Annotated in this window: 22 protein-coding genes; 9 read left to right on the top strand and 13 right to left on the bottom strand. The window is 65.3% G+C overall.

Annotated elements, in window-relative coordinates; all coding sequences use genetic code 11:
- Position 1: 1 nt before the first annotated feature.
- A complete protein-coding gene (locus tag DEQ67_RS06205; RefSeq protein WP_004063722.1) occupies positions 2-1,594 on the bottom strand; it encodes a uracil-xanthine permease family protein in 1,593 nt (530 codons plus the stop codon).
- Between the two features lie 127 nt (positions 1,595-1,721).
- On the opposite strand from DEQ67_RS06205, the gene DEQ67_RS06200 reads away from it, so the two are divergent.
- Positions 1,722-3,071 carry an MFS transporter gene (locus DEQ67_RS06200; RefSeq protein ID WP_115860055.1) on the top strand — a complete coding sequence of 450 codons (1,350 nt, stop codon included), beginning with the start codon at positions 1,722-1,724 and terminating at the stop codon, positions 3,069-3,071.
- Positions 3,072-3,110: 39 nt separating this feature from the next.
- Here the strand turns inward: DEQ67_RS06200 and DEQ67_RS06195 are convergent, their stop codons facing one another.
- Positions 3,111-3,584 carry a chemotaxis protein CheW gene (locus DEQ67_RS06195; RefSeq protein ID WP_006600388.1) on the bottom strand — a complete coding sequence of 158 codons (474 nt, stop codon included), beginning with the start codon at positions 3,582-3,584 and terminating at the stop codon, positions 3,111-3,113.
- A 249-nt stretch (positions 3,585-3,833) separates the two neighbouring features.
- Between DEQ67_RS06195 and cheB the strand changes: the two genes are divergently transcribed.
- From cheB to DEQ67_RS06175, 4 genes are read left to right on the top strand one after another with little or no spacing between them, the layout of a single operon-like run.
- On the top strand, positions 3,834-4,934 hold the full coding sequence (gene cheB, locus DEQ67_RS06190) for a chemotaxis-specific protein-glutamate methyltransferase CheB (protein ID WP_199505977.1): 1,101 nt from the start codon (positions 3,834-3,836) through the stop codon (positions 4,932-4,934).
- Positions 4,935-4,936: 2 nt separating this feature from the next.
- Positions 4,937-7,180: a chemotaxis protein CheA gene (locus tag DEQ67_RS06185; RefSeq protein WP_115891289.1), complete on the top strand. Its 2,244-nt coding sequence runs from the start codon at positions 4,937-4,939 to the stop codon at positions 7,178-7,180.
- Positions 7,180-8,022, top strand: coding sequence for a CheR family methyltransferase (locus tag DEQ67_RS06180; protein ID WP_004063727.1), 843 nt, complete (start codon positions 7,180-7,182; stop codon positions 8,020-8,022). Before DEQ67_RS06185 ends, DEQ67_RS06180 begins: the two co-directional genes overlap by 1 nt.
- 3 nt (positions 8,023-8,025) lie before the next feature.
- Positions 8,026-8,892, top strand: coding sequence for a CheF family chemotaxis protein (locus DEQ67_RS06175; RefSeq protein ID WP_004043721.1), 867 nt, complete (start codon positions 8,026-8,028; stop codon positions 8,890-8,892).
- Positions 8,893-8,949: 57 nt separating this feature from the next.
- Here DEQ67_RS06175 and DEQ67_RS06170 read toward each other — a convergent pair whose 3' ends face one another.
- From DEQ67_RS06170 to DEQ67_RS06135, 8 genes are all read right to left on the bottom strand, one after another.
- Entirely contained in the window at positions 8,950-9,234 is a 285-nt protein-coding gene (locus DEQ67_RS06170; protein ID WP_233521754.1) for a hypothetical protein, read from the bottom strand.
- Positions 9,235-9,309: 75 nt separating this feature from the next.
- Positions 9,310-10,323, bottom strand: coding sequence for a CheF family chemotaxis protein (locus DEQ67_RS06165; RefSeq protein WP_004063729.1), 1,014 nt, complete (start codon positions 10,321-10,323; stop codon positions 9,310-9,312).
- A gap of 101 nt (positions 10,324-10,424) precedes the next feature.
- Positions 10,425-12,167, bottom strand: coding sequence for an archaellar assembly protein FlaJ (gene flaJ / locus DEQ67_RS06160; protein ID WP_006600393.1), 1,743 nt, complete (start codon positions 12,165-12,167; stop codon positions 10,425-10,427).
- A gap of 4 nt (positions 12,168-12,171) precedes the next feature.
- The gene (locus DEQ67_RS06155; protein WP_004043725.1) at positions 12,172-13,836 is read right to left on the bottom strand and encodes a type II/IV secretion system ATPase subunit; all 1,665 of its coding nucleotides are present in this window, start codon (positions 13,834-13,836) and stop codon (positions 12,172-12,174) included.
- Positions 13,837-14,586: an ATPase domain-containing protein gene (locus DEQ67_RS06150; RefSeq protein ID WP_004063732.1), complete on the bottom strand. Its 750-nt coding sequence runs from the start codon at positions 14,584-14,586 to the stop codon at positions 13,837-13,839.
- Entirely contained in the window at positions 14,583-15,032 is a 450-nt protein-coding gene (locus DEQ67_RS06145; RefSeq protein WP_004043727.1) for a CARDB domain-containing protein, read from the bottom strand. Before DEQ67_RS06145 ends, DEQ67_RS06150 begins: the two co-directional genes overlap by 4 nt.
- The gene (locus DEQ67_RS06140; protein WP_004043728.1) at positions 15,033-15,470 is read right to left on the bottom strand and encodes a fla cluster protein FlaF; all 438 of its coding nucleotides are present in this window, start codon (positions 15,468-15,470) and stop codon (positions 15,033-15,035) included.
- On the bottom strand, positions 15,454-16,899 hold the full coding sequence (locus tag DEQ67_RS06135) for a flagella accessory protein C (protein WP_115891290.1): 1,446 nt from the start codon (positions 16,897-16,899) through the stop codon (positions 15,454-15,456). Before DEQ67_RS06135 ends, DEQ67_RS06140 begins: the two co-directional genes overlap by 17 nt.
- Before the next feature lie 294 nt (positions 16,900-17,193).
- Here DEQ67_RS06135 and DEQ67_RS06130 point away from each other — a divergent pair, with 294 nt between their 5' ends.
- Entirely contained in the window at positions 17,194-17,934 is a 741-nt protein-coding gene (locus DEQ67_RS06130) for an RAD55 family ATPase (protein WP_004063737.1), read from the top strand.
- Positions 17,935-18,253: 319 nt separating this feature from the next.
- On the opposite strand, the gene flgA2 is transcribed toward DEQ67_RS06130, so the two are convergent.
- From flgA2 to DEQ67_RS06115, 3 genes are all read right to left on the bottom strand, one after another.
- Entirely contained in the window at positions 18,254-18,916 is a 663-nt protein-coding gene (gene flgA2 / locus DEQ67_RS06125; RefSeq protein ID WP_049896094.1) for a flagellin A2, read from the bottom strand.
- Between the two features lie 10 nt (positions 18,917-18,926).
- Positions 18,927-19,568, bottom strand: coding sequence for a flagellin A1 (flgA1, locus tag DEQ67_RS06120; RefSeq protein WP_004063740.1), 642 nt, complete (start codon positions 19,566-19,568; stop codon positions 18,927-18,929).
- A gap of 213 nt (positions 19,569-19,781) precedes the next feature.
- Positions 19,782-20,120 carry an ArsR/SmtB family transcription factor gene (locus DEQ67_RS06115; RefSeq protein WP_004043733.1) on the bottom strand — a complete coding sequence of 113 codons (339 nt, stop codon included), beginning with the start codon at positions 20,118-20,120 and terminating at the stop codon, positions 19,782-19,784.
- 132 nt (positions 20,121-20,252) lie between these two features.
- Here DEQ67_RS06115 and DEQ67_RS06110 point away from each other — a divergent pair, with 132 nt between their 5' ends.
- From DEQ67_RS06110 to DEQ67_RS06100, 3 genes are all read left to right on the top strand, one after another.
- Positions 20,253-20,915: a DUF7500 family protein gene (locus DEQ67_RS06110; RefSeq protein ID WP_115802457.1), complete on the top strand. Its 663-nt coding sequence runs from the start codon at positions 20,253-20,255 to the stop codon at positions 20,913-20,915.
- Positions 20,916-21,061: 146 nt separating this feature from the next.
- Positions 21,062-21,430, top strand: coding sequence for a chemotaxis protein CheY (cheY, locus tag DEQ67_RS06105; RefSeq protein ID WP_004043735.1), 369 nt, complete (start codon positions 21,062-21,064; stop codon positions 21,428-21,430).
- On the top strand, positions 21,427-22,614 hold the full coding sequence (locus DEQ67_RS06100) for a chemotaxis protein CheC (RefSeq protein WP_004043736.1): 1,188 nt from the start codon (positions 21,427-21,429) through the stop codon (positions 22,612-22,614). The genes cheY and DEQ67_RS06100 overlap by 4 nt, the downstream gene beginning before the upstream one ends.
- Positions 22,615-22,633 lie beyond the last annotated feature (19 nt).

Genomic DNA, 22,633 nt, shown 5'->3' with positions numbered 1-22,633 from the left:
GTCAGTCGGCCGTCGCGGACTCGTCGCCGCGGAAGCGGTCCAGCGCCGACTCGAAATCGTCGTCGTCTTCGACGGTGTCTTCCCACTCTTCGAGGCCGCGTTCGGCGCGGGTCCCCGCGATGGTGTTGTCGAAGAAGAAGGCGATGAGGCCGCCGACTGCCATGCCGGTCGAACCGATGACGAAGACGGTGTCGGCGACGAGTTGGGTCCCGAGGACGGGGCCGACGAGCGCGACCTGTCGCATCCCCTCGCGGAACGCCGCCGCGCTTCCGACGTTCCCCATGTAGGCGGGGACGGCGAGACCGGCGAACATGGCGACGCCGACGATGAACACGTTCCGGGAGGAGTCGAGGTCGACGTACTTCAGGTTCGAGAGGCCGACGGCGACGATTTGGCCGAACATGGCGACGTAGAGGCCGCCGACGATGGGGTCGGGAATCGTCGCGATAAGCTGGCCGAAGTAGCCGACGAAGCCCATGACGAGCATCACGACCGCCCCGACCTGCACGACGTAGCGGGAGGCCACGCCCGTCAGGCCGATTGCGCCGATGTTCTCGGAGTAGGAGGTCGAGCCGCTGCCGCCCATGACGGCCGAGAAGACGTTCATCGCACCCTCCATGCCGATGCCGTGATTGATGCGGCGCTCGGAGGGCGCGCCGACGCCCGAGAGCCGGGCGACGGCGTGGTAGTCACCGAACGATTCGACCATCGAGGCCGCGACGCCGGCGAGCATCCCGATGATAAAGGAGGTCGTGAACTGCGGGATGCCGAAGGCGACCGACCCCACGACGGGGAGCGAGACGGTCGTCGTCCCCGCGCCGCCCGCGAAGCCCCACTGAAGCGGGTAGATGGGCATGAGCGCCGGGGCCTCGATGACCGTCTGGAGGTTCACGTAACCCGCCGCGCCGGGCGCGATGACGCCCGCGACCGAGAGGCCGGCGGCGACGACGTACGAGACGATGACGCCGAGCAGCACCGGGAACAGCTTGAACGCCGGGTGCGCGGTGTCGAGATACTGCGAGAACAGGACGATGAGCGCGAGCGTCAGGCCGAGGAGCCACCAGTTGTTCGTGGCGGACGCGACCTGCGGGGCGTTGAAAAGCGACAGTCCGATGAGCGCGATGGTCGGCGCGATGACGACCGGCGAGATGAACTTCCGGAGGCGTCCGAGCAGGCCGAAGTAGCCGACGAACACCTCGACCACGGCCGCGACGATAATCGCGCCCTGGAGTTGCAAGAGCGCGCTCTGCCACGCGACGCCCGACTGGTCGGCCGCCGTCGCCACGCCGATGACGGCGAGCGCCGGCGCGAGCATCGAGAAGGGCGCGCCCTGCACGATGGGGTAGCGGTTCCCGAACGTCGTCTGCATCAGCGTCGCGATGCCGGAGACGACGAAGAACGTCCCGACGAACCGCGGAATCACGTCGGCGGGCATGCCGAGGGCTCCGGCGAGGATGAGGGGGACGGCGATGTTCGCGCCCACCATGGTGAGGTAGTGTTGGGCGCCGAGAAGGAGAGCGGTCGGAAGAGGCGGTTTGTCGTCGATACCGTACTGCACGAACGAGGAGGGAGAGGAGTCGTCCGTCACGACCATCCCCCCGTATGTGGCGGTTCGCTCCCGAGCATAGTTGTCCGAGGATTTTGTTCAGACTATATATGTCCTGCTTTTCGCGCGCGTTCGGGGAGTAACGACTTTGTTTCACCGGTTTCATTCGTGACGTGTGACCGACCGACACGGCGCTTCGGCGGCGGGGAACCGCGACCGATGGCTGTTCGGCTGGGCGCTGGGCTACGCCGCGGTGGGCGCGTCGTCGCTCGTCGTCCCGCTGTACGCCATCGAACTGGGGGCGAGCGCGCTGTTCGTCGGCCTCATCGCCGCGACCGCCGCCTTCGCCGGCGCGCCGGGCGCGGTACTCTGGGGCAGACTGGCCGCCCGCGCGAAGCGCCGACGGCCCTTCATCCTCGTCGCGCTCGCGGCGACCGCGGGCGCGCTGGCTCTCACCGCCGTCGCCGCATCGCCGGTCGCGGTCCTCGTCGCCAACGCCCTCCTGTGGTTCGCCGTCGCCGCGGCCGCACCGGTGTTGAACCTCATCGTCGTCGAGGGCGTCCCCTCGAAGGAGTGGGACCGCCGCTTCGGCGTCCTCAACCACTATCAGGGCTACGGCTGGCTCGGCGGCCTCGTCGTCGGCGCGGTCTGGTCGGCGCTGGCCCCGCGGCTGTTCGGCCTCGACGCGCTGTCGGTCCAGCGGCGGTTCCTCGTCGCGGCCGCGGTCGCCGCCGCCCTCGGGGCCGTCCTCGTCCGCGTCTGGTACCCCGAGCGCTCGACGGTGTCGACGCGACGGTTCGCCCGCGTCTCGGCCAGTATCCGTCGACAAAGCGGCCTCGTCGGGCGCTCCGTCCGCGCGGTCCCGTACGGTCCCTCGCGGCTCTACTGGGCGCTCCAGAGCCTCGACCTCGACGACCTCCGAGCGCGGATGAGCCCCGACCTCCTCCGGTATCTCGCGGCCGCGACGCTGTTTTTCGTCGGCTTCTCGGTGTTCTTCGGGCCGTTGCCCGCGTACCTCGTCGACTCCGGGCGGACCGCCGACGAGGTGTTCGCCCTGTTCGTCCTGTCGAGTCTCGGGTCGGCGGCGAGCTACGCGAAGGTCGGCGCGTTCGCCGCGCGACACGACCCCCGTCGCCTCCAGGCCGGCGCGCTGGCGACCCGCGGCCTCGCCTTCCCGGCGGTCGCCGTCGTCGGCACGCAGTTGGCCGCGTTCGCCGCGCTCGTCACGCTCGGCGCGACGTTCCTCGTCATCGGCGTCACGTGGGCGGTCATCGCGGTGACCGCGACGGGGCTGGTGACGCGGCTCGCGCCCGACCGGATTCGCGGGGAGGCCCTCGGCGCGTACACGGCGCTTTCGAGCCTCGGCGGCGGGGTCGGCTCGGCGCTCGGCGGCCTCGTCGCGGACGCCGCCGGCTACGTCGCGGCGTTCGGGCTCGCGGGCGTCGTCGTGGGCTGTGCGCTCGTCGTGGTGTTGCTCACCGGCGGTCGGGGCGTCGCGGCGGGAGAGCAGTCGCTCGCCGATTAGGGTCTCGAAAACCAAAGCGGGGCCGGTCGTCGAACCGCCTTACTCGATGGCGTGCACCGGCGAAATCCAGACGACGAGGTCGCCGTCGCGCTTGATGACGCCCTCGATGGAGTCGTCTTTTTCCAGCGGCGGGTCCTCCACGTCGTCCATCGAGACGCGCACGACCTGGTACACCTCGTCGACGAGCCAGCCGGTCGCCGCCTCGTCTTCGAACTTGTTCGGGTCGAAGATGACGATGCGCTTCGACTCGCCCCCGGCGTCGATGCTGAGAAGCGACTTCGGATTGATGATGGACGTGGTCCGCCCGCGGAGGTCCATCACGCCCTCGACGTAGTCCGGCGCGTTCGGCACCGCCGTGAGCTGGCCCTTGTCGACGATTTCGCTCACGTACTCGATGTCGACGCAGTACGTCTCCGGTCCGAGTTGGAATTCCAGCACCTGTACTTCTTCGGCGGAGTCCTCCGCGTCGGTCTCGTCCGCGCTCATCTCGGTCGTGATTGCATCTTGTCGCATGGTCAACCCCGGCGGCGACATCCGCCGCCACCTGTCTGCTTCAGAGTGGTGAGATTCAGCGTATAAAGATACGTACTCGATTATCAGCCGTGATTATCCCCGCCGAGTGTTTATATACCCGATTTCCGAACCACGGAGGTAGATGAGCGGTCAACGAAACGGCACACTAACGAAGCCACCGAGCCCTCGGCGGGGGACCCACTCGACGACTCAGCGGGACCGTCGTCTCGGCACCAACGGGTGGGGGCGATGAGTTCGACCGCCGGCGCGGGACCGACGCGAGCGGTCGTCGTCGACGACTCGCGGTTCATGCGGACGCTGATTCGCACGCTCCTCGAAGACGCAGACGTCGAGGTCGTCGCCGAGGCGGCCGACGGCCGCGAGGCGATTTCGGTGGTCGAGGAGAACCGACCGGACGTGGTGACGATGGACATCGAGATGCCCGAGATGAACGGCCTCGACGCGGTCGAGGCCATCATGGAGGAGTGTCCGACGCCCGTCCTCATGCTCTCGGCGCACGCCGAGGAGGACGCCGACGTGACGTTCGAAGCGCTCGACCGGGGGGCGGTCGACTTCGTGACGAAACCGGGCGGCGAAGTCACCTCCGAGATGCCCCGCGTCAAGCGGGAACTGGTCGAGAAGATTCAGTCCGCCGCGGCGGTCGACCTCTCGGCGACGCGCCGGGGCTCTCGCCCACCGAAAGCGGAGTCGAAGTCGCCGGCGACCGCGGGGTCGGCATCGGCGGCGTCGGAGACGACCGAGTCGCTCCCGACCGAGGGCTCGACGCTGATTATCGGCGCGTCCACGGGCGGGCCGAACGTCGTCGAACGAGTGCTCGCGGCGCTCCCCGCGGAGGCCGGCCTCCGCGTGCTGGTCGTCCAGCACATGCCGGCCGGCTTCACGAAGCGCTTCGCGGCGCGGCTCGACGGCCGCTGTGACTACGAGGTCCGCGAGGCCGAAGACGGTGAGCGAATCGGCCCCGGACAGATTCGAATCGCACCGGGCGGCTCGCACCTCCTCGTGACCGGCGACCGCGCGGGACGCCTCCGGCTCGAACTCTCCGACGACGAGCCGCTGCACGGCGTCAAACCGGCTATCGACCTCACGATGGCGTCGGCCGCGGAGGCGGTCGACGCGCCGCTGGCCGGCGTCCTGCTCACGGGTATGGGCCGCGACGGCGTCGAGGGGATGACTCGAATCGAGCGGGCGGGCGGCCACACGGTCGCACAAGACGAAGCGACCTCCGCAATCTTCGGAATGCCGAAGCGGGCCATCGAGGCCGGCTGTGTCGACACCGTCGCGGCCGACGGGCGAATCGCGGACGAAGCACTCAGCGGGCTCACTACCTGACCATGGACGAAGAACTCTACCAAGCATTCATCACCGAGAGCGAAGAGAGCATCACGCAGTTGAACAACTCGCTTCTGTCGCTGGAGTCGAACCCGGACGACACCGAGGCCATCGACGACATCTTCCGGCAAGCCCACACGCTGAAGGGGAACTTCGGCGCGATGGGCTTCGACAACGCCGCGACCGTCGCCCACGCCGTCGAGGACCTCCTCGACGAGATTCGCCACGAGCGACTCGACGTGACGGCCGAGCGGATGGACCTCGTCTTCGACGGGATGGACCTCATCGTGGACATCCTCCACGACATCGAGGAGAACGGCGAGTCAACCATCAACCCGAGCGACACGGTCGAGGAGATTCGCGCGGCCGTCGAGGACGACGGTGACGCGGGAAACTCGAATCCGGCGGCGTCTGACGAGGCCGACCGCGAGTCGGTCGACCTCGGCTCTCTCGCCGCCGACTGCGTCGACGCGGACGCGTTGGACGCGACCACACTCACCCACGCCCACGTCGAACTCGACGCCGGCCAGATGAAGGGCGTCGACGCCGGCATCTTCCTCAGCAGCATTCCCGAGGACCTCGACGTGGTCGGGGCGAACCCGCCCCGCGACGCCATCGAAGACGGCGAGTACGGCGACGGCTTCGACCTGTTCGTCGCGGAGCGCGACGCCGCCGTCGTCGAAAGCGAACTCGACGGCCTCTGGAAGGTTTCCGCGGTCGAGACGACCGACGTGTCCGACGCGCTCGCCGCCGGGGACGCGACCGCGACTGCAAGCGACGCGCCGGCCGCCGACTCCGACGCGGACGCCGAGAGAGACGCCTCGGCGCCGGACGAGACCAAGCCGAGCGCCGACGCCGACGCTGACGCTGCCGGCGACACCGGCGCGGACGCGGCCACCGACGAACAGGCGGCCGACGACGGCTCCGAGGGAGACGCCGACGGAGCCGAATCGACCGACGGCGACGGCGAAGACGACGCGGACGACGCGGACGAGGGCGACGGCGCGGAGCAGAAAAAGGAGGCACGCTCCATCTCGGCGGTCAAGTCCGTCCGCGTGGACGTCGACCAACTCGACGAACTCCACGAACTCGTCGAGCAGTTGGTCACGAGCCGAATCAAGCTCAGAAACGCCATCGACGTGGGTCAGACGACGGCGCTCGACACGCTCGACGAACTGGACAAAATCTCGTCGAACCTCCAGAACACCGTGATGGACATGCGGCTCATCCCGCTGAAGAAGGTGTTCGACAAGTTCCCCCGACTCGTGCGCGACCTCGCCCGCGAGCAGGACAAGCGCGTCTCGTTCAAAGTCGAGGGCGCGGACATCGAACTCGACCGAACCATCCTCGACGAGATTTCCGACCCGCTGATGCACGTCCTCCGGAACGCCGTCGACCACGGCATCGAAGCCCCCGACGTTCGCGAGGCGAACGGCAAGTCCCGCACGGGGACCATCCGGCTCTCCGCGCGCCGCCAACACGACACCGTCATCGTGACCGTCGAGGACGACGGGAGCGGCATCGACGCCGACGCCGTCCGCGAGAAGGCAATCGACAAGGGCGTTGCGACCCGCGAGGAACTGGACCAGATGCCCGACAGCGAGGTGTACGACTACATCTTCCATCCCGGCTTCTCGACCAACGACGAAATCACCGACGTGTCCGGCCGCGGCGTCGGCATGGACGTGGTGAAGACGACCGTCGAATCGCTCGACGGCTCGGTGTCGGTCGAGAGCGACCCCGGCGAGGGGAGCACGTTCAACATCCGGCTGCCGGTGTCGGTCGCCATCATCAAGGTGCTTTTCGTCCAGGTCGAAGACCGCGAGTTCGGCGTCCCCATCAAGTACATCGACGAGATTAGCCGCCGCGACCGCGTCCAGACGGTCAACGGCGCGGAGGTCATCGTCCACGAGGAGACCATCTTCCCCCTGATTCGGCTCCGCGAGGCGCTGGAAATCGACTCGCCCGAGCCCGACGACGGGATGGTGGTCCGCATCCGCCCCGACGACAGGCAGGTCGCGCTCCACTGCGACGGCGTGACGAAACAGGAGGAGGTCGTCGTGACGCCCCTCCAAGGGCCGCTGTCGGGCGTCGGCGGGCTGTCGGGGACGGCCGTCATCGGCGACGGGAACGTCATCCCGATTCTCGACGTGTCGACGCTTCAACTTCCCGCCGACGGCGAGCAGGCGATGCGCGAGTTCGACCCGAGCCAGCTCCCCGACACCGCCGAGGAGGCGGCCGACTGATGCCGTCGTCGGCGACCGACGACCCGGCGTTCGACCGGCTCTTGGACTACATCGAAGACTCCCTGCAGTTCCAGACGAGTTCGTACAACGACGCCTACCTCGACCGCCGAATCTCCGCCCGGATGCGGCGACGACGCGTCGACGACTACGGGTCGTACCACGACCTCCTCACCGACGACGAAGAAGAACAGCAGGCGCTCCTCGACGCGCTGTCGGTCAACGTGACGAGCTTCTTCCGCAACCCCGAGGTGTGGGAGGCGCTCCGGGAGGTGCTCCGCGACCTGAGTTCGCGGGGGAGCCGCCACGACCCAATCAAGATATGGAGCGCGGCCTGCTCGGACGGCCGCGAGGCCTACTCGCTGGCGATGCTCGCCCACGACGACGACCGAGTCGACGAGCGCCGCATCGAAATCGTCGGCACGGACATCAAACGCGAGATTCTGCGCGCCGCCAGAGCCGGCGAGTACCGCGCCTCCGAGACGAACGACGTGGCCGAACAGCTCGACCCCATCGGCCGCTGGGAGCGCTTCGTCGACCGCGACGACGACACCTTCCGGGTGAAAGACGCCGTCACCGACATGGTCCGCTTCGAGCGGCGGGACCTCATCCGCGAGGAGCCGCCGGGGACGTTCGACCTCGTCGTCTGCCGGAACCTGTTCATCTACATCAACGCCGAGTCGAAGCGCGCCGTCTTCGAGACGCTCGGCTCCGCGCTGAACCCGGACGGCTACCTCACCATCGGCATGACCGAAACCATCCCGCCGACGTGCAGACAGCAGTTCGACCCCGTCGAGAAACGACTCCGCATCTACCGCGCGAGCGACGCCGCGGTCGGGAGGTGAGCGATGAAACCCGGTGAGCAAAAGCTCGGGGACACGCGCGGGCGGTTCCTCCAAGTCGTCAAGAACGGCCGGGAGATGCACGACGTGGACTGGACGAGCGGCCGCATCCTGCTTTCGAACCGGCGGCTCATCCTCGCGGGCACGGGCGGCAAGCGGACGATTCAGCTCTCGAAGATACAGGAGTTCGGCGGCCGGTACGACGTGAACCAACGCATCGCGACCGTCTCCGACTACTTCAGCGTCCACATCCCGTCGGGCGTCGTCCTGCTCGCGCCCGTCGACTACGACGAGTTCGAGACGGACTTCTTCGGCGCGCTCCTCAACACCGAACAGTTCCTCGCGCGACACCCCGCCGTCGCCGGCGGCGTCGTCCAGAACACCGAGTGGGAGAAATCCCGGCTCAAAGTCGAGACGGAGGCCGTGAGCATGGCGACCGTCGGCGGCAAGTTCGTCGAAATCCGCCTCGACGACATCGGCGACGTGAAGACCGGCGAGCGGACCATCGTCGACGAACACCGCAGCGTCATCGAGGTCGAACACTCCGACGACGAGGGGACGAGCCTCCAGACGTACATCTCCGGCTCCGACCGCGCCGTCAGTTTCCTCTACACGCTCCTCCGCGAGGGCGAGGAGCTTTCGGAGACCTCCATCGAACTGAGCGAGACGGACAAACAGGTCCTCACGGCGCTGTACTCCGGCGTCTCGCCGTTCGACATCCCGAACTTCCTCGGCCTCGACGTGGACGAGGTCGAGGAACTCTTTCAGCGACTCATCGACCACAACGTCGTCGAGGAGATTCGCGTGCGCCACGAGGTGCAACTCAACGCCCGCGGCCGCAGTATCGCGTCGGACGCCATCAACGAGCAGTAGCCAGCATTCGGTTTTTCGCGGCGCAGTCGTCGAACCGAGAGCGACGCGTCGCGCTCGTCAGTCGTCGCTCGCGCGCTGAGAGGCCCGTTCGAGGCCCAGGCCATGAATCGCGAGGATTGGTAAAAGAGCGCTCATGACGCCGACTATGCTGTACCAGAAGTGGTCGTTCGGCCCGGACCATCGCCAGCGGTACGCGGGAAAGGCAACGAATCCGAAGCCCACAATTGTGTACGTGAGAAGCAGGGTGACGCCGACCAACGCGTCGCCGTGTCGGAAGCCGAAGGAGTAGCTGACCACGCTTCCGATTGCCAGGCCCACGAGCGACGAAGTCCGCGTCCGCATGGTGTCTGATTAGTTGACCAGTTGATGGTTCTTCGCAACCACCCGACGGAACCGATTCCGCCAGAAAAAACAGCGTCAGACGTTCACGTCTTCGATTTCCTCGTTGACGACGAACCGCCCTTGCGGCGTCAGCGAGGTCGGCAGTTCGTCGTCGCCGATGAGTTCCTCCTCGTGGAGCGTCTCCAGTTCCGCTTCGAGGACTTCCTCTTCGACGCCGAGGAGTTCGCTGAAGTCGACCTCGGCGGCCATCTCGCCGGCGGAGTACAGCCCGACGAGGACTTCGAGGCCCTGTTCGGTGATTTCGACGTCGCGGACGCCCGACTTTATCCAGTGGTAGACGAGTCTGAGGTAGCGCCCGAGGATGTTCATCTTCCGCCGCGAGTCGAGCGTTATCTCGGAGGTGACCGTCTGGCCCTGTTTGACGTGCTGGACCGAAAGCACCAGTCGCGTTTCGCCGTCGACGGTCCGTTCGAGCACCTCGAAGAAGATGACGCTCGCGAGGTCGATGTGGAACGGCTCGCCGTTCTCCGTGAGCGGGCCGTCGTCGTCGGGGAACGTGACGGCCTCGTAGTCGAGATGCAGGCCCGAGGGTCGGCGCTCCGTGTCGAGGACGCGGCCGCCGATGCGGGCCGGGTGGGTAACCTGCGCGCGCGAGCCGTTGAGCGCCGCGCGGAACAACAGCAGCGAGAACTTCTCGATGGTCTCGCGGTCGCCGCCGATGACGGTCGTCCGTCGCTGGCGGCCGATGATGTAGCCCACCATCACGGTGTAGTCGAAGAACTCCTCGACCTCCGGGGGGACCTGCCCGACGGCGATATCGAAGATGGAGGTGATGGGGATGACGGTCTTGGCCTTCGAGGTGGCGAGGATGAGCCGCCGTTGGCTCATCAGGACGCGCCCCTTGACGGGTTCGAACGAGGCGTTTCCGCCGGCGACGAAGTTGGCGACGAAGTCGACGACGATGGATTCGCCGTCGCTGGTCCGTTTTTCCGTCTGCTTCTTCGAGCGCTCCCGCTCTTGTTCCTCGCGTTCGTCCGACGGTTCGGACTTCTTCCGGCGGTACGCCTGCAGGAGATCGCTTTTCGCCACGTCGCCCCCCTCGGGCGCGCGGGAACGGGCCTCCTGTGCGGTCTGTTCGCCACCTGTGTCTGGCATCGTATCTCGGGTCTGTCTCTGTGGTCCGTCGTCAGTCATACACTAATCAGCGCTCCTGCGAGCGACGAGGTCGCGACCGCCATCAGGGAGCCAACCCAGACGAGCATCACGAAGTGGAGGTACGCGTTCGCCTTGTGCCCCCCGTCGACCATCCGAATCATGAGCGACGACAGGAGGGCGTTGAACAGGATGATGAGCGTCAGCATGTACTCGATAAAGGGCACGTCGTAGACGCCGGCGTAGATGAGCGTCCCGAACTGGAGGCTGTCGAGGTTCATCTCCGTCGAAAACGACGCGAGAATCTCGACGACTTCCAGCCCGATGAAGAAGGCGAACGACGCGGAGGCCGTGATGCCGTAGAGGACGCCGATGAGCGTGACGGTCGACTGCTTCCGCTGGCGACGGAGCTTGATAATCTCGTTCATGTTGCGGCTGATGAGTTCGCCGAGAAGCTTCGGCTTGCCACCCATCGACCGGCCGACGTTGTACATCTCGGAGAACTTCTGGACGAGGTAGGAGTTCGTCTCCGCGGTGAAGAAGAACCACGAGCGGTCGGGGTCGAGTCGCATCCGAAGCCGCGTGTACAGCCGGGCGATTTCACGCGAGAGGACGCCGAAGTCCTTCGTCTTGAGCGTCTTCAGGACGGCCGTCGTCGTGCTCTGTTTCGCCGTCTCCGAGGCCCCGAGCGCGCGGATGAAGCCGGGGTACTCCTCGTCGCGCTCGCCGATGCGTTTCTCGTGGCGGCGCGCGACGATACCGGGGACCGCGAGCGGCGTCAGCGGGGTCGAGATGAGAAGCGGGATCGGGAGCTCAATCATGATGGGCCGAACCGTCGCGCCGACGGGAGTCAGATTGAACGTGCCCAACGCGAGCACGAGCACCATCGTGATAGAGAGGCCGACCGCGCCGTACAGCGTGATGTCTATCTGCCGGTTCGCCTTCGTCCGGTACTCCCGCTGGTGGTACCACAGCGGGTCGTGCGGCGACATCGTCCGGATGACGAAGTAAAAGCCCAACTGCACGAAGACGAACAGCACGATGACCGCGCCGATGGTCATCGTCGCGTCGGTCCCCGTCAGGATGGGGAGCACGATGGCGTTGATGATGGCGAACGTCATCGACAGAATCATCGAGAGGTAGAGGTCCTTCATGACCTCCAGATTCCCGAGGGCGCTCTCGTAGACGGTGATGTACTTCTGAATCATCGCGTTCTGCTCGCCGAGGAGGAAGTCGTCGATGCTCTGCCCCGCGTTGATGGAGTACGCGAGCCGGTCGAGGAAGTCAGCGAGCGGCTTCGACGGGACCTCCCGCGCCCGGCGCTGACAGGCGTCGTCGAGCGACTGGTTCCACGCGTCGACGAGCTGGACGATGCGGTTCATCTCGGTCGCCAACTCGCCGTACTCCTCTTCGCGCGCGAGCGTTCGGAACACGGCGACGCGGTCGATGTTCGTCGTCGAGAGCACGGTCATGTGCGTGATAAGCAGGTGCAGTTGGTTCTCCAAGCTGCGGCGCGTCTGTTCGACGAGGAGCCGCGGGTAGAGAACGGCCCCGCCCAAGAGCAACACGCCGAGGAGGAACACGGGGATGCGGACGAGGAGGGGAAGTGGAAGCGCGATGGCACCGGCCACAGAGAGGAAGAAAAACACGATGGCAGGGCCGAGCACCGCGAGCAGGTACCGCGGCAGCTCCATCGGCATCTGCTCGTACGACTCGATGATGTCGCTGATGAAGTCACGGACCTGCACCGCCTGCATCGACGTGCTCTGTTCCCCTGCCATCTCGTTACACTCTCGCCATGTCGAACGGCAGTCCTTCGACGCCGTCGCGCTGGTAGTCCTCAATGAGCTCGTTCACCTCGTGGTAGCCGAGGACGTTCTCCTGAATCGCCCGGCGGACGAGTTCGGCGCGGAACTGGATGTCGTCGTAGATTTTCCGCGTGTCGTCGTAGCCGAGGAGCGTCGCCACCTTCTGTTCCATGATGAAGGAGTTGTTCATCCCCTGGAAGACGATCTCGTCTTGGACGGGGTCCCAGTAGAACGCCTCGCGGGTGACGACGCCGCCCATCTCCTTCGAGTAGCCCTCGATTTCTTGGACGCTCGTCACCCGGCGGAGGATGTCGTTGCCCCGGCGGACGCGGTTCTGGAACAGCGCGATGTCGCAGTTGTCCATGAACGTCTCGGGGACGTTGATGGGGTCGCCGGTGAAACGCTGAATCATCGAGACGATGTCGGACGCGTGGAACGTCAGCATCACCGGGTGGCCGGTCTGGGCCGCCTGGAACGCCATGCGCCCCTCCTCGCCACGGACCTCCCCGACGATGATGTAGTCGGGGCGAGAGCGGAGCGCGGCCGCGACGAGGTCGAACATGTCGACTTCGGAGTCGGAGCCGCGGCCCTCGCGGGTGAGCAGTTGCTGCCACGTGTCGTGCGGCGGGAGCACCTCGGCGGTGTCCTCCGCCGTGTAAATCTTCGAGTCCTGCGGGATGAACGAGAGGATGGCGTTGAGCGTCGTGGTCTTGCCCGACGCCGTCTCCCCGACCACGAAGATGGTTCGTTCGTTCTCCAGCGCGATCCAGAGGTACGCGGCCAACTCCGGCGAGAGCGTTCCCCACTTCGTAATCTGGAAGATCGAAAGCGGCACGTCGTCGCCCTGACGGATGGTGAGCGACGACCCCTTCAGCGACACGTCGTCGGAGTAGATGATGTTGATACGCGAGCCGTCGGGGAGCGTGGAGTCCACGATGGGGTGGGCGTCGGAGACGGGGTCACCGATGCGTTCGCCCATGTTGCGGAGCCAGTTGTCGAACTGCTCCGTGCTGTCGAACTCGACGCTCGTCTCCAGGAGGCCGAACGTGCCGTGGTCGACGTCGACCTGGGCGGGACCGATGACGTGAATGTCCTCGTTCTCCGGGTCGCGCATGATGGGTTCGAGCGGCCCGAGGCCGACGATGTCGCGGACGAGCCGGTACTGTATCTTGTCGTACGTCGTCTGCGAGACTTCGATGCCGGCCACGTCGAGTCGCTTGGCCACGGAGCCGAGCGGCCCGCGGTCGTCGCCCTCGATGTGGACGATTTCGGAGAGCAACTCCTCGATGCGCTCCTCGTAGTCGGCGCTTTCTTCGGGTGCCGGCTTCGAGACGCTGCGTTCGAGCAGTTTGTCCTTGACCCGGCCGAACACCTCGAGTTCGTCGTCGTCCATCTCGGGTTCGATGGTGTAGTACTTCGTCGTCTCGCCGAAGTTGCCGTATATCTGGCAGAACACGGGGCCGCCCAGCGGGTAGATGATGTTCGGACGCCGGGACTCGTAGTCGCCCGGCTCGTCGACGAGCATCGGGAACTCGCCGGTAATCTGCCGGAACCGCTTGAGGTGGTCCCGCAGGTGCGGCCACTGCATCGCGAGGCGCTTGAGGTCGTCCGACAGCCTGGCGGAGCCGTGTTCGGTCGCCATCTACGCCACGCTCCTCGACTCGATGACGAGCCCGATACCCGACCGGACCGAGAAGCCGACGCGGTCTCCGACCTGCTGGCCCATCCCCGCGAAGCGCTTCACGAAGATGTTCCGGCGAACGTCGTTGCCGACCTCCACCATCTCCAGTTCGAAGTAGACGTCGGCGATAGAGCGGAACGGGCCGATAGAGCCCTCGTCGACCGACGACGGGTCGACGGTGATGATGATGGTCTTGCCCTTCGTCGTCAGCTCGCGGAAAAACGAGATGATTTCGAGGGCGGCCTGCCGCTCGTCGTTCTGCCGGACCAGCGCCTCGAACTGCGGGTCGTTGCGCAGGATGGCGTCGAACGTGTCGATGATGATGACATCGGCGTCCCAGAGCGTCTCGGCGTCCATCAGCCGCCGGAGGAGCTGTTTGCGCTCCTCTTGGCTGCTCCCGCCGGAGAGCGCGCCGCTGCTGTCGATTTCGGCCTGAAGGAACAGAATCTGCTCGTCGAGCAGATGCTTGACGATGTCGTACGAAAGCGAGTGCATCTGGTCGAGGAAGCCGCGGACGCCCAGCTCGGTCGAGACGAGCGTCACCACCGTTTCCTCGTCGCAGAGGCCGTAGCTGAATCGCTGCGACAGCACGCTTTTGCCGGCGCCGTAGTCCCCTTCGATGAGGACGATGGCACCCTTGGGGATGCCGCCGCCGAGTTCCTTTTCGAGACGGTCGTGCCCGGATAGCCCGAGAGAGAATTGACTGCTCATGGTACGCGGAATTCGAACACCTCTTCGTCACCGTCGACGACGATTGTCATCCGGTAGTCGCCCGAACTCAGCGCGATGTCCGTCACCGTGAGTTCGATGACGTTGCTCGGCCGCCACTCGGTGCCGTCGACGACGTTCACCGTGACGTTGGTCTGATACTGTCCGCCGACGATGATATCGAAGCCGCCGCTGGCCGCCGGGAGCGTCCTGAGGCCGGTGTTCTTGACGTATATCGAGAGGTTGTCGCTCCCGCCGTCGTAGACGCCCGCCTGCGGGTCGCTTATGACTTCGATGTCTGTTCTGATCTCTGTGCTCACGTCGCCGCCGCGCTCGTCGAGCGAACTGCTGATACCGGTCACGGTGTCGATGAGGACGCCCGAGACGCCGGCGGCGACGACGATGCTGGCGATGAATAGGATGAGGCTCGGAACGGAGATGTCGGCCATCTAGCTCACCGCCTCCGTGGCTGCGACGCCGCTTCCGGTAACGACTTTCACCCGTTCGGGGGTTGGGTCGGCGTCCACGACGAACGAGAGGTTCTCGCCGGCGTACCAGAGGTCGGTTCCGGCGTCGCCGTCGACGCTCGCGTTGGCCGACGGCACGTCGACGTAGGCGTTGTCGACGAGCAACGTGGTCTCGCTCACCGAGAGCGTCTCCGAACCGACGTTCGTCAGGTTCACCGTGAGGCTCGTGTTGTTCGTGTCGTAGGTCGCGTTCGTGACGGCGATGTCCGTGTTCGTCCGTTCGAGCGCCCGCTCCGCGTCGGCGTCCTGCGCTTCGAGTACGTTCTCCGACGCGTTGGATGTCGCCGTGTACAGCGTTCCCGTGGCGATGAGGACGCCGAGGAAGATGATGGCGGTCGAGCCGCTAACACCGAATCCCATCGAATCTCCCCCCGTAGGCGACCAACTCCTCGTACAGCTGTCCCCGCGGAACGTCCTCCGCAAGCCGGCAGACGTACGCGAGGCTCGTCTGGTGGTCGTCGATGCGGAGTTCGTGGTCGTCGGCGTCTTCGACCGACGGCGCTATCTGTCCGACGTGGGCGTTCAGCTCGCTCTCGACGGCGCGCGATATCCAGTCCTGCTCCCGATACTGGCGGAGCGCACGCGACGCGCCGAGCGCGCCGCCGACCGTGACGAGGTGTTCGGCCCACTCGAGGACGAGCACCTCGGAGACGTAGTTCGACGGGAGCGTCGCCAGGTAGGCGTCGGACTCCTCGACCGACGCGGACGACTCGGGTTCCGCGACCGCGCCGTCCTCGTCGTCGTCCGACAGTTCGTCTTTGGTTCCCGCCGCAGTGGCGTACTCGGCCTCCAGTTCGTCGAGCGTCTTGCGGACGTCGCCGTCGGCGTCCTGCTCGCCGTCCTCAATCTCGGGGGCCGGGTCGGTCTCGGATTCGTCGGACATCTCGTCGCCCGGTTCGTCGTCTTCCTCCGCGTCGTCCGCCGTCTCGGAGTCGAGCGGGTCGGCGTCGTCGAGCGCGTCGTCGTCCTCGTCTTCGAGGTCGACCGCCGCGTCGTCGAGGTCCGTTTCGGCGTCGTCCGCCGCCGCGTCGTCCTCGTCGTCCCAGCCGTCGCCCTCCTCGTACTGTTCTTTGAGGTCGTCGAAGCTCGCGCCGCCCGCACCGCCCGCGTCGTCGGTTTCGTCGTCCTCGCCGTCCTCGTCGTCCTCGTCGTCGAGCACGTCCGCGGGGCTCTCGCGCTCCGCTTCCGCGAGTTCGTCCTCCGCGGCGAGCTCCGCTTCTTTCGCGCCCTCCTCGGCGTCGAGTTCGCCGAAGTCGTCGTCGAAGAACGACTCGGCGTCGGCGTTCGCCACCTCGGGGTCGAGATGCTCTTCGTCCTCGGCTTCCGCCTCGAAGAGGCCGAACGCGCCGCCGCCGTCGAGGCCGCCCATCTCGCGGGCGTCGTCGACGAACGGGTTGATGCCGCGGGTGACCATCTCGTAGATGTCGAGCAGTTTGCGAATCGTGTCGTCGAGCTCTTCGACGGTCTCTCCGATCTGTTTGTTCTCTTCGCGGACGGTGTTCATCCCCGACGAGATGGCGCTTACTTCGTTCTCGAGTTCGCCGACGCGATCTTCGAGCTCTGCGAGTTCCTCGCTGTTGTCGTCACCGAATCCGCCGAATTCGTCGTCGTCGAATCCGTCGTCGAGGTCGTCGCCGAAGTCACCAAACTCGTCGGAGAGGTCGTCGATTCCCTCCTCGAATCCAAGTCCATCGTCTGATGACATATGTTGTTCTTCCGTGTCCGTTTCGTCCCCGGTGTCGGCCGTGTCTTCGTCGTTCTGCCACTCCATCATGCTCGCGGCGAGCACCTCCGCACCGCCTGCGGGGCGATTCGTTCGAGCGACGGCCTGTCACCCGGCCGAGCGGCGAACCGGCCGGGGAGGTCCGACGCACTCGGGGGAGCAGGTAACATTGGTGCAAGGTACGTAAGTCGGTACAAGAAAGTTCCCGTCCCGTTATCAGTCCCGATATTTTCGTGGTTATGAATTTCTGTGCGACGAACGTGTAATAAAAGTCAGACGACGGCGTAGCGGCGGTAAGAAGAATTATCCGGCGTCGGCACGGACATTCCTCCGACAGCCAACACCCGTTTCAACACAACCATGACAGAACTAGTCAAGACCGGTGTCGAAGGACTCGATTCCATCCTGAACGGCGGTATCGTCAAGAACGCCGCGGTGCTCATCAGCGGCAATCCGGGGACAGGGAAGAGTATCCTCGGCCTCCAGTATCTCTACAACGGCGTCGACCAGTTCGATGAGGGTGGCCTGTATCTCACCTTCGAAGAGACGGAAGACGACATCCGCGAGGCGGCCGAGTCCATCGGCTTCGACCGCTGGCACGAGTACGTCGAGTCCGGCGAGATCAAGGTCTACGACAAGCGGACGCTCCTCCGCGACGGCGACTTCTCGACGACGCTCGACCGCATCCTCGGCGACCTCCAAGACACCAACTACGACCGACTCGTCCTCGACTCGCTGACGATGTTCCAGCTGTTTTTCGACGACGAGAAAGAACAGCGCCAGTATCTGTTGAAGTTCATCGACATCCTGAAAGACAGCGGTCTCACCTCGCTTCTGACGACCGAGCAGTCGGCCATCTTCCCCGAGACCGACATCGGCCTCGAGAACTTCCTGACCGACGGGAACATCTACCTCATCCAGAGTCCCGCGGGCGCGACGAGCAACCGCTACATCTGGGTCGCGAAAATGCGCAAGCAGAGCATCAAGAACTCCATGTTCCCGCTGGAAATCGCACAGGGGGGTATCAAGATATACGAGCAGGCGGCCGGGTTCTCCATGGTCGGGGAGTCGCCGCCGTGGTTCGGCGAAGAGACCGAGTAACGGGTCGGTCCTGAAGGCCGGTGGCCCCGGTCTCGCTGCGCTCTTTCTGTTTTCGCCGTCGGCTCTTTCGACTCGCTCGCACACGAGAACGCGCCCGACTCGTCGATTTGTTCGTGTTCGTCTCACCAGCTACTGTCTCCTCGCAGTTCGTCTCGGCTCACCGTCGCGACTCGGCTGCGGCGTTGCCCGTCACGTGAGCGGCGCGACCGACAGCGTCACTCGGTCGAGTCGCGCTGTGGGCCGTGCACTCCGAACAAACGACAGCGCTGCCGCTCGGCAGTCGGCGTCGATAAAATGAAAGGAAAGTTTCGGTGCCGGGTTACAGTTCGACGGGTTCGCCCTGCGTCTTGCCGGCGAGCTGCTGGGGCATCGTCAGGATGACCTGCGTCGTCCCGCCCGTGCGAGAGGTGATTTCGAGGGTGACCTGCTCGCCCGTCGAGAGACCGCCGGTGAGGTTAGTGTCGTCACCGTCGCTGGTTTCGATTGCGGCCGTGTCGATGGTGACCTCGTAGCGGTCGTTCATGCTGTTGAGGACGCCGAACGAGCCGTCGTCGTCGGTGACTTCGGAGAGGCCGAACTCGTCGCTGTCTGCGACGCCTTCCGCGGAGTCGTTCGTCGCGGAGTTCGCTCCGGACGTCACCGTCTGGTTGGTCAGGGTGACGACGCTGTCGCCGCTGAGGTACTTAATCGAGGTCTCGTTCATGTCCACCGCGTCGGAACCGGCGGCGAGACGAACGGTGAGCGTGATGTTGTCGATGTCCTCTTCGCCGCCGACCGTGCCGTGCGTGTTGAGAACTTCGACGCGGTTGGTGACCTTGTTCACGGACTGCTCTCCGGCGTCTTCGGCAGTCGCCTGCAGGAAGCCGGCCGTGTTCACGAGGACGCCCGCCGCGATTGCGGCGACCAGAACCATCGCGATGAAGACGATGAGGGTCCCGATACCGACCTGACCGCGGTCGTCGTCAGTGATGTTGTTGAACATTTGAATCTCCTCAGAGCGCAATGGGGTCGTTGTTGTCCTTGCCGGCGAGCTGCTGGGGCATCGTCAGGATGACCTGCGTCGTGCCACCGTTGCGGCTGGTGATGTCGAGCTTGACGGTCTGACCCGTGGCCGTCCCGGTGGTGTTGGCACCCTCGACCGTGGAGGTGTTGATGACGATCTCCGCGCGGTCGGACTGCTCGTTGAGAACCTCGAACGAGTCGTCCCCGTCTTCGAGGACGCCCGCGGTGAAGTTGTTCCCAGTCGTCAGGTTAGCCGGGTCTGCCGTGTCGGAGCCGGTGACGGTGTCGTTGTAGGTGAGGGTTCGCGCGGTCGTCTCACTCAGGTACTTGACCGTCGTATCTTCGAGAGAGACACTCCCCGAACCGGCCGCGAGGCGGACCGTCAGGAAAATCTGGTCGACGGTGCGTTCCTCGCCGGTCTTGTTAACCAAGCCGTGGGCGTTGACGACGTCGACGCGGTTGGTGACCTTGTTCACAGATTGCTGTCCGGCGTCCTCGGCGGTGGCTTGCAGGAAGCCAGCCGTGTTCACGAGGACGCCCGCCGCGATTGCGGCGACCAGAACCATCGCGATGAAGACGATGAGGGTCCCGATACCGACCTGACCCCGGTCTTCGTTGATGTTTTCGAACATAGATTTCGTGGGTTTGGTCCCACACTCGGTGGGGAGCGGGGAACCGTCACTCGTCAACTTGGAGAGGTCCTACATAACGCTACGGCCCTCACTATCAAGACTGATATCGAAGGGTCGGTGCGTCAATACGTAAAATTCTCCGCACGCTCACGCGGGCGATCAGCGAGCACTCGTCTCAGAAAACGTAAGAAAAGAGTCCGGAGTCGGAGCGGTTCAGTCCTGCGTAATCTTCCGCCACACGTCGTCGAGTTTGTTCTTCACCTCCGGGCGTTCGGTCACGCTGACCGTGTAGTCGTCGCCCTCGAACCGAACGACGATTTCGTCGACTTCACGGCGGTAGACGTTCGTTCGTCGGTGCTCGTCGGAGAGAACCCGGTCGTGCAGTTCGAGGAGGCCCGCCGCCGTCAACTCCTCGATCCGGCGATAACAGGTCGCGATGGGGATGTCCAACATCTCGCTGAACTCCTGTGCCGAGTGGGGTTCGTCCGCGGCACGGAGGATGTCAGGGTTGTATTCGTTTCCCAGTGCGGAGAGGGTCCTGTCAGACTCCATAGATGGAGATTTATCAGGACGCGCGGCTTGTCAATGTGTTGGTTGGCTATCTGCCACGTTCTCAGTCATAGTAGTGAGTCCGCCACGGACGGTGACGATGGGATTATATGCCACGGCACCGAGCATTCGCCGATGGACGACGAGGACGAACGTCCCCCCACTCACCAGCGAGAACAGGGGGTCGTCGGGACGGACGAACTCGATATCAGCCGCGACGAGCACGTCGCGGCGCTCGACACGGGCCGGTACGTCATCTCGACCGGGGAGGCCAAGCCGCCGGCCGCCGACGCGGCAGACGACGAGAGCCAGCCCTCCGATTCGGGTGAGAGCACAGGGTCCGATACGGAGACCTCCGGCGAGGGCGACGAGCACGACGAGCGCGGCGAGGACGCCGCGGCTCCCGAACTCGTCCTCCCGAAAGACCCGAAAAAACGGGCCGTGCTCGCTCGACGCCTGCTCGCAGAGCGCGTCGGAGCGGTCCGCGCGGACCACGCGCTCGTCACCACCGCGCTCGTCGACGGCAACGTCGCTCGCCACGAGACCGTCTCCGACGACGTGACCGAAGTCGTCAACTCCTTTCTCTCGTGGTACGCCGACGCCGTCGGCAACGCCGACACCCCGCGCGACGAGGTGCTCGGCATCCTGCTTTTAGCCTCGGAGGTGCGGGTTACCTATCCCGTTCGTGCCGTCGAGGCGCTCGCGACCGCCAACGGACTCGACCGAGACGACAGCATCGGAGACCTCCTCGACGCCGTCGAAGACACCGGCGCGTCGTTCCCGCCGCGCCGACGCTGATGCGTCGGTGACGCGGCTCGGGTGGGTTGGAACCCGATTGCTGCGGTCTGCACGACGCGACGCGGGTGGTTCGTCCTCGACATACCATATCATCCTTGATAATGGGGAGGAAGGGTTTATGGTGTGATTTTCGGAAATCTGGAGGTATGGCAAGCAAGGTACTGGTCGTGGACGACTCTGCGTTCATGCGGAATCTCCTCAAACAGCTCCTCGAGGGTGAACACGAAGTCGTCGGCGAGGCCGAAAACGGGGTCGAAGCGGTGGAACTCTACCGCGAACTCGAACCCGATGTCGTCACGATGGACGTCGTGATGCCGATTCGAAACGGCATCGAAGCGACGTCCGAGATCAAGTCGCTCGACGCCGGCGCATCGGTTATCATGTGCACGTCGGTCGGACAGGAAGAAAAGATGCGCGAAGCGGTCGAGGCGGGGGCGGACGGCTACATCACGAAGCCGTTCCAGAAGCCGAACGTGCTCCAGGCTATCGCCGACGTGATTCAGGCAGAGGCATGAATCTCGACGTCCGGTCGCTCCGCACGTTCAGTCGGCTCGCCCACTCGGGCGCGGAGAAAGCCGCCGGTTCGCTGACCACGCTCGCGGGCATCGACACGTACGTCAACGTCACCAAGGTCGAACTCGGGACGAAGTCGGACGTGGAAAACGAGTTCGCCGAGCGCGACCTCGTGAGCGTCCACATCGGCTTTTCGGGTGGCTTAGACGGCCACACCGTGTTGGCGTTCTCGCCCGAGTCCGCAGAGCGGTTGGTCGACGCGTTGATGCCGGGCATCGACGCCACCGACGCCGACGGCGAACTCGCTGAGAGTAGCCTCAAAGAGGTCGCGAACATCATGCTCGGCGGTTTCATCGACGGCTGGGCCGACTACCTCGACACCACCGTCGATATCACGACGCCGACCTACGTCGACGACGAGAACGACGGCCCGCTCGACCGCGTCGACGCCGAGGGGTTCGAAAACGGCGGCGACGACGAGCACGTCCTCGTCTTCCGCAACCAGTTGGAGGCCGCGGACAACGCCATCGAGTTCGACCTGTACATGGTGCCGACCGCCTCGTCCATCGGGACCATCGTCGAGGCGAGCGGCGACGACGGCGCGCTCCCGGTCGAGTCGTTCGCCGCCTTCTCCGAGATGATAAACGACGGCGCGACCCAGGCGTCCGAGGACATCACCGCGATGACGGGCATCGACACGACCGTCGAGGTGAGTCGGCTGAGCTTCGTCCCCATCGAGGGCGTGCCGATGTCGCTGACCGACGCGGTTCGACGCGGCGTCGTCTTGGAGTTCAGCGGGACGCCGAGCGGCTACATCGCCATCCTCTTCGACGAGCCGTCGGCCGAGAACATCGCCAGCAGCCTCCTGCCGGGCATGGAGGGCGACGAGGCGATGCGCCAGAGCGCGATTCAGGAAATCGGGAACATCACGACCTCCGGCTTCCTCGACGGCTGGGCCAACGCGCTCGAAACGACCATCGACATCTCGCCGCCGAAGCACGTCCACGACATCGGGTCGGCCATCATCGACCCGCTCGCGACCGACCTCGCGCAGTCCCAAGAGTACGCGTTCCTCATCGACTCGACTATTCGAACGGACGACGACGAGTTCACCTGCGATATCTACGCGCTCCCCGACGAGACGGAACTGCGCAAGGCGCTCAAGCAACTCTCGCCCGCCGCGTGACCCCTCCGTAGAGAATCTT

The organism is Haloferax sp. Atlit-48N, from assembly GCF_003383015.2.
Taxonomy (GTDB): Archaea; Halobacteriota; Halobacteria; order Halobacteriales; family Haloferacaceae; genus Haloferax; species Haloferax volcanii.
This window is presented reverse-complemented; position numbering and strand designations above follow the sequence as displayed.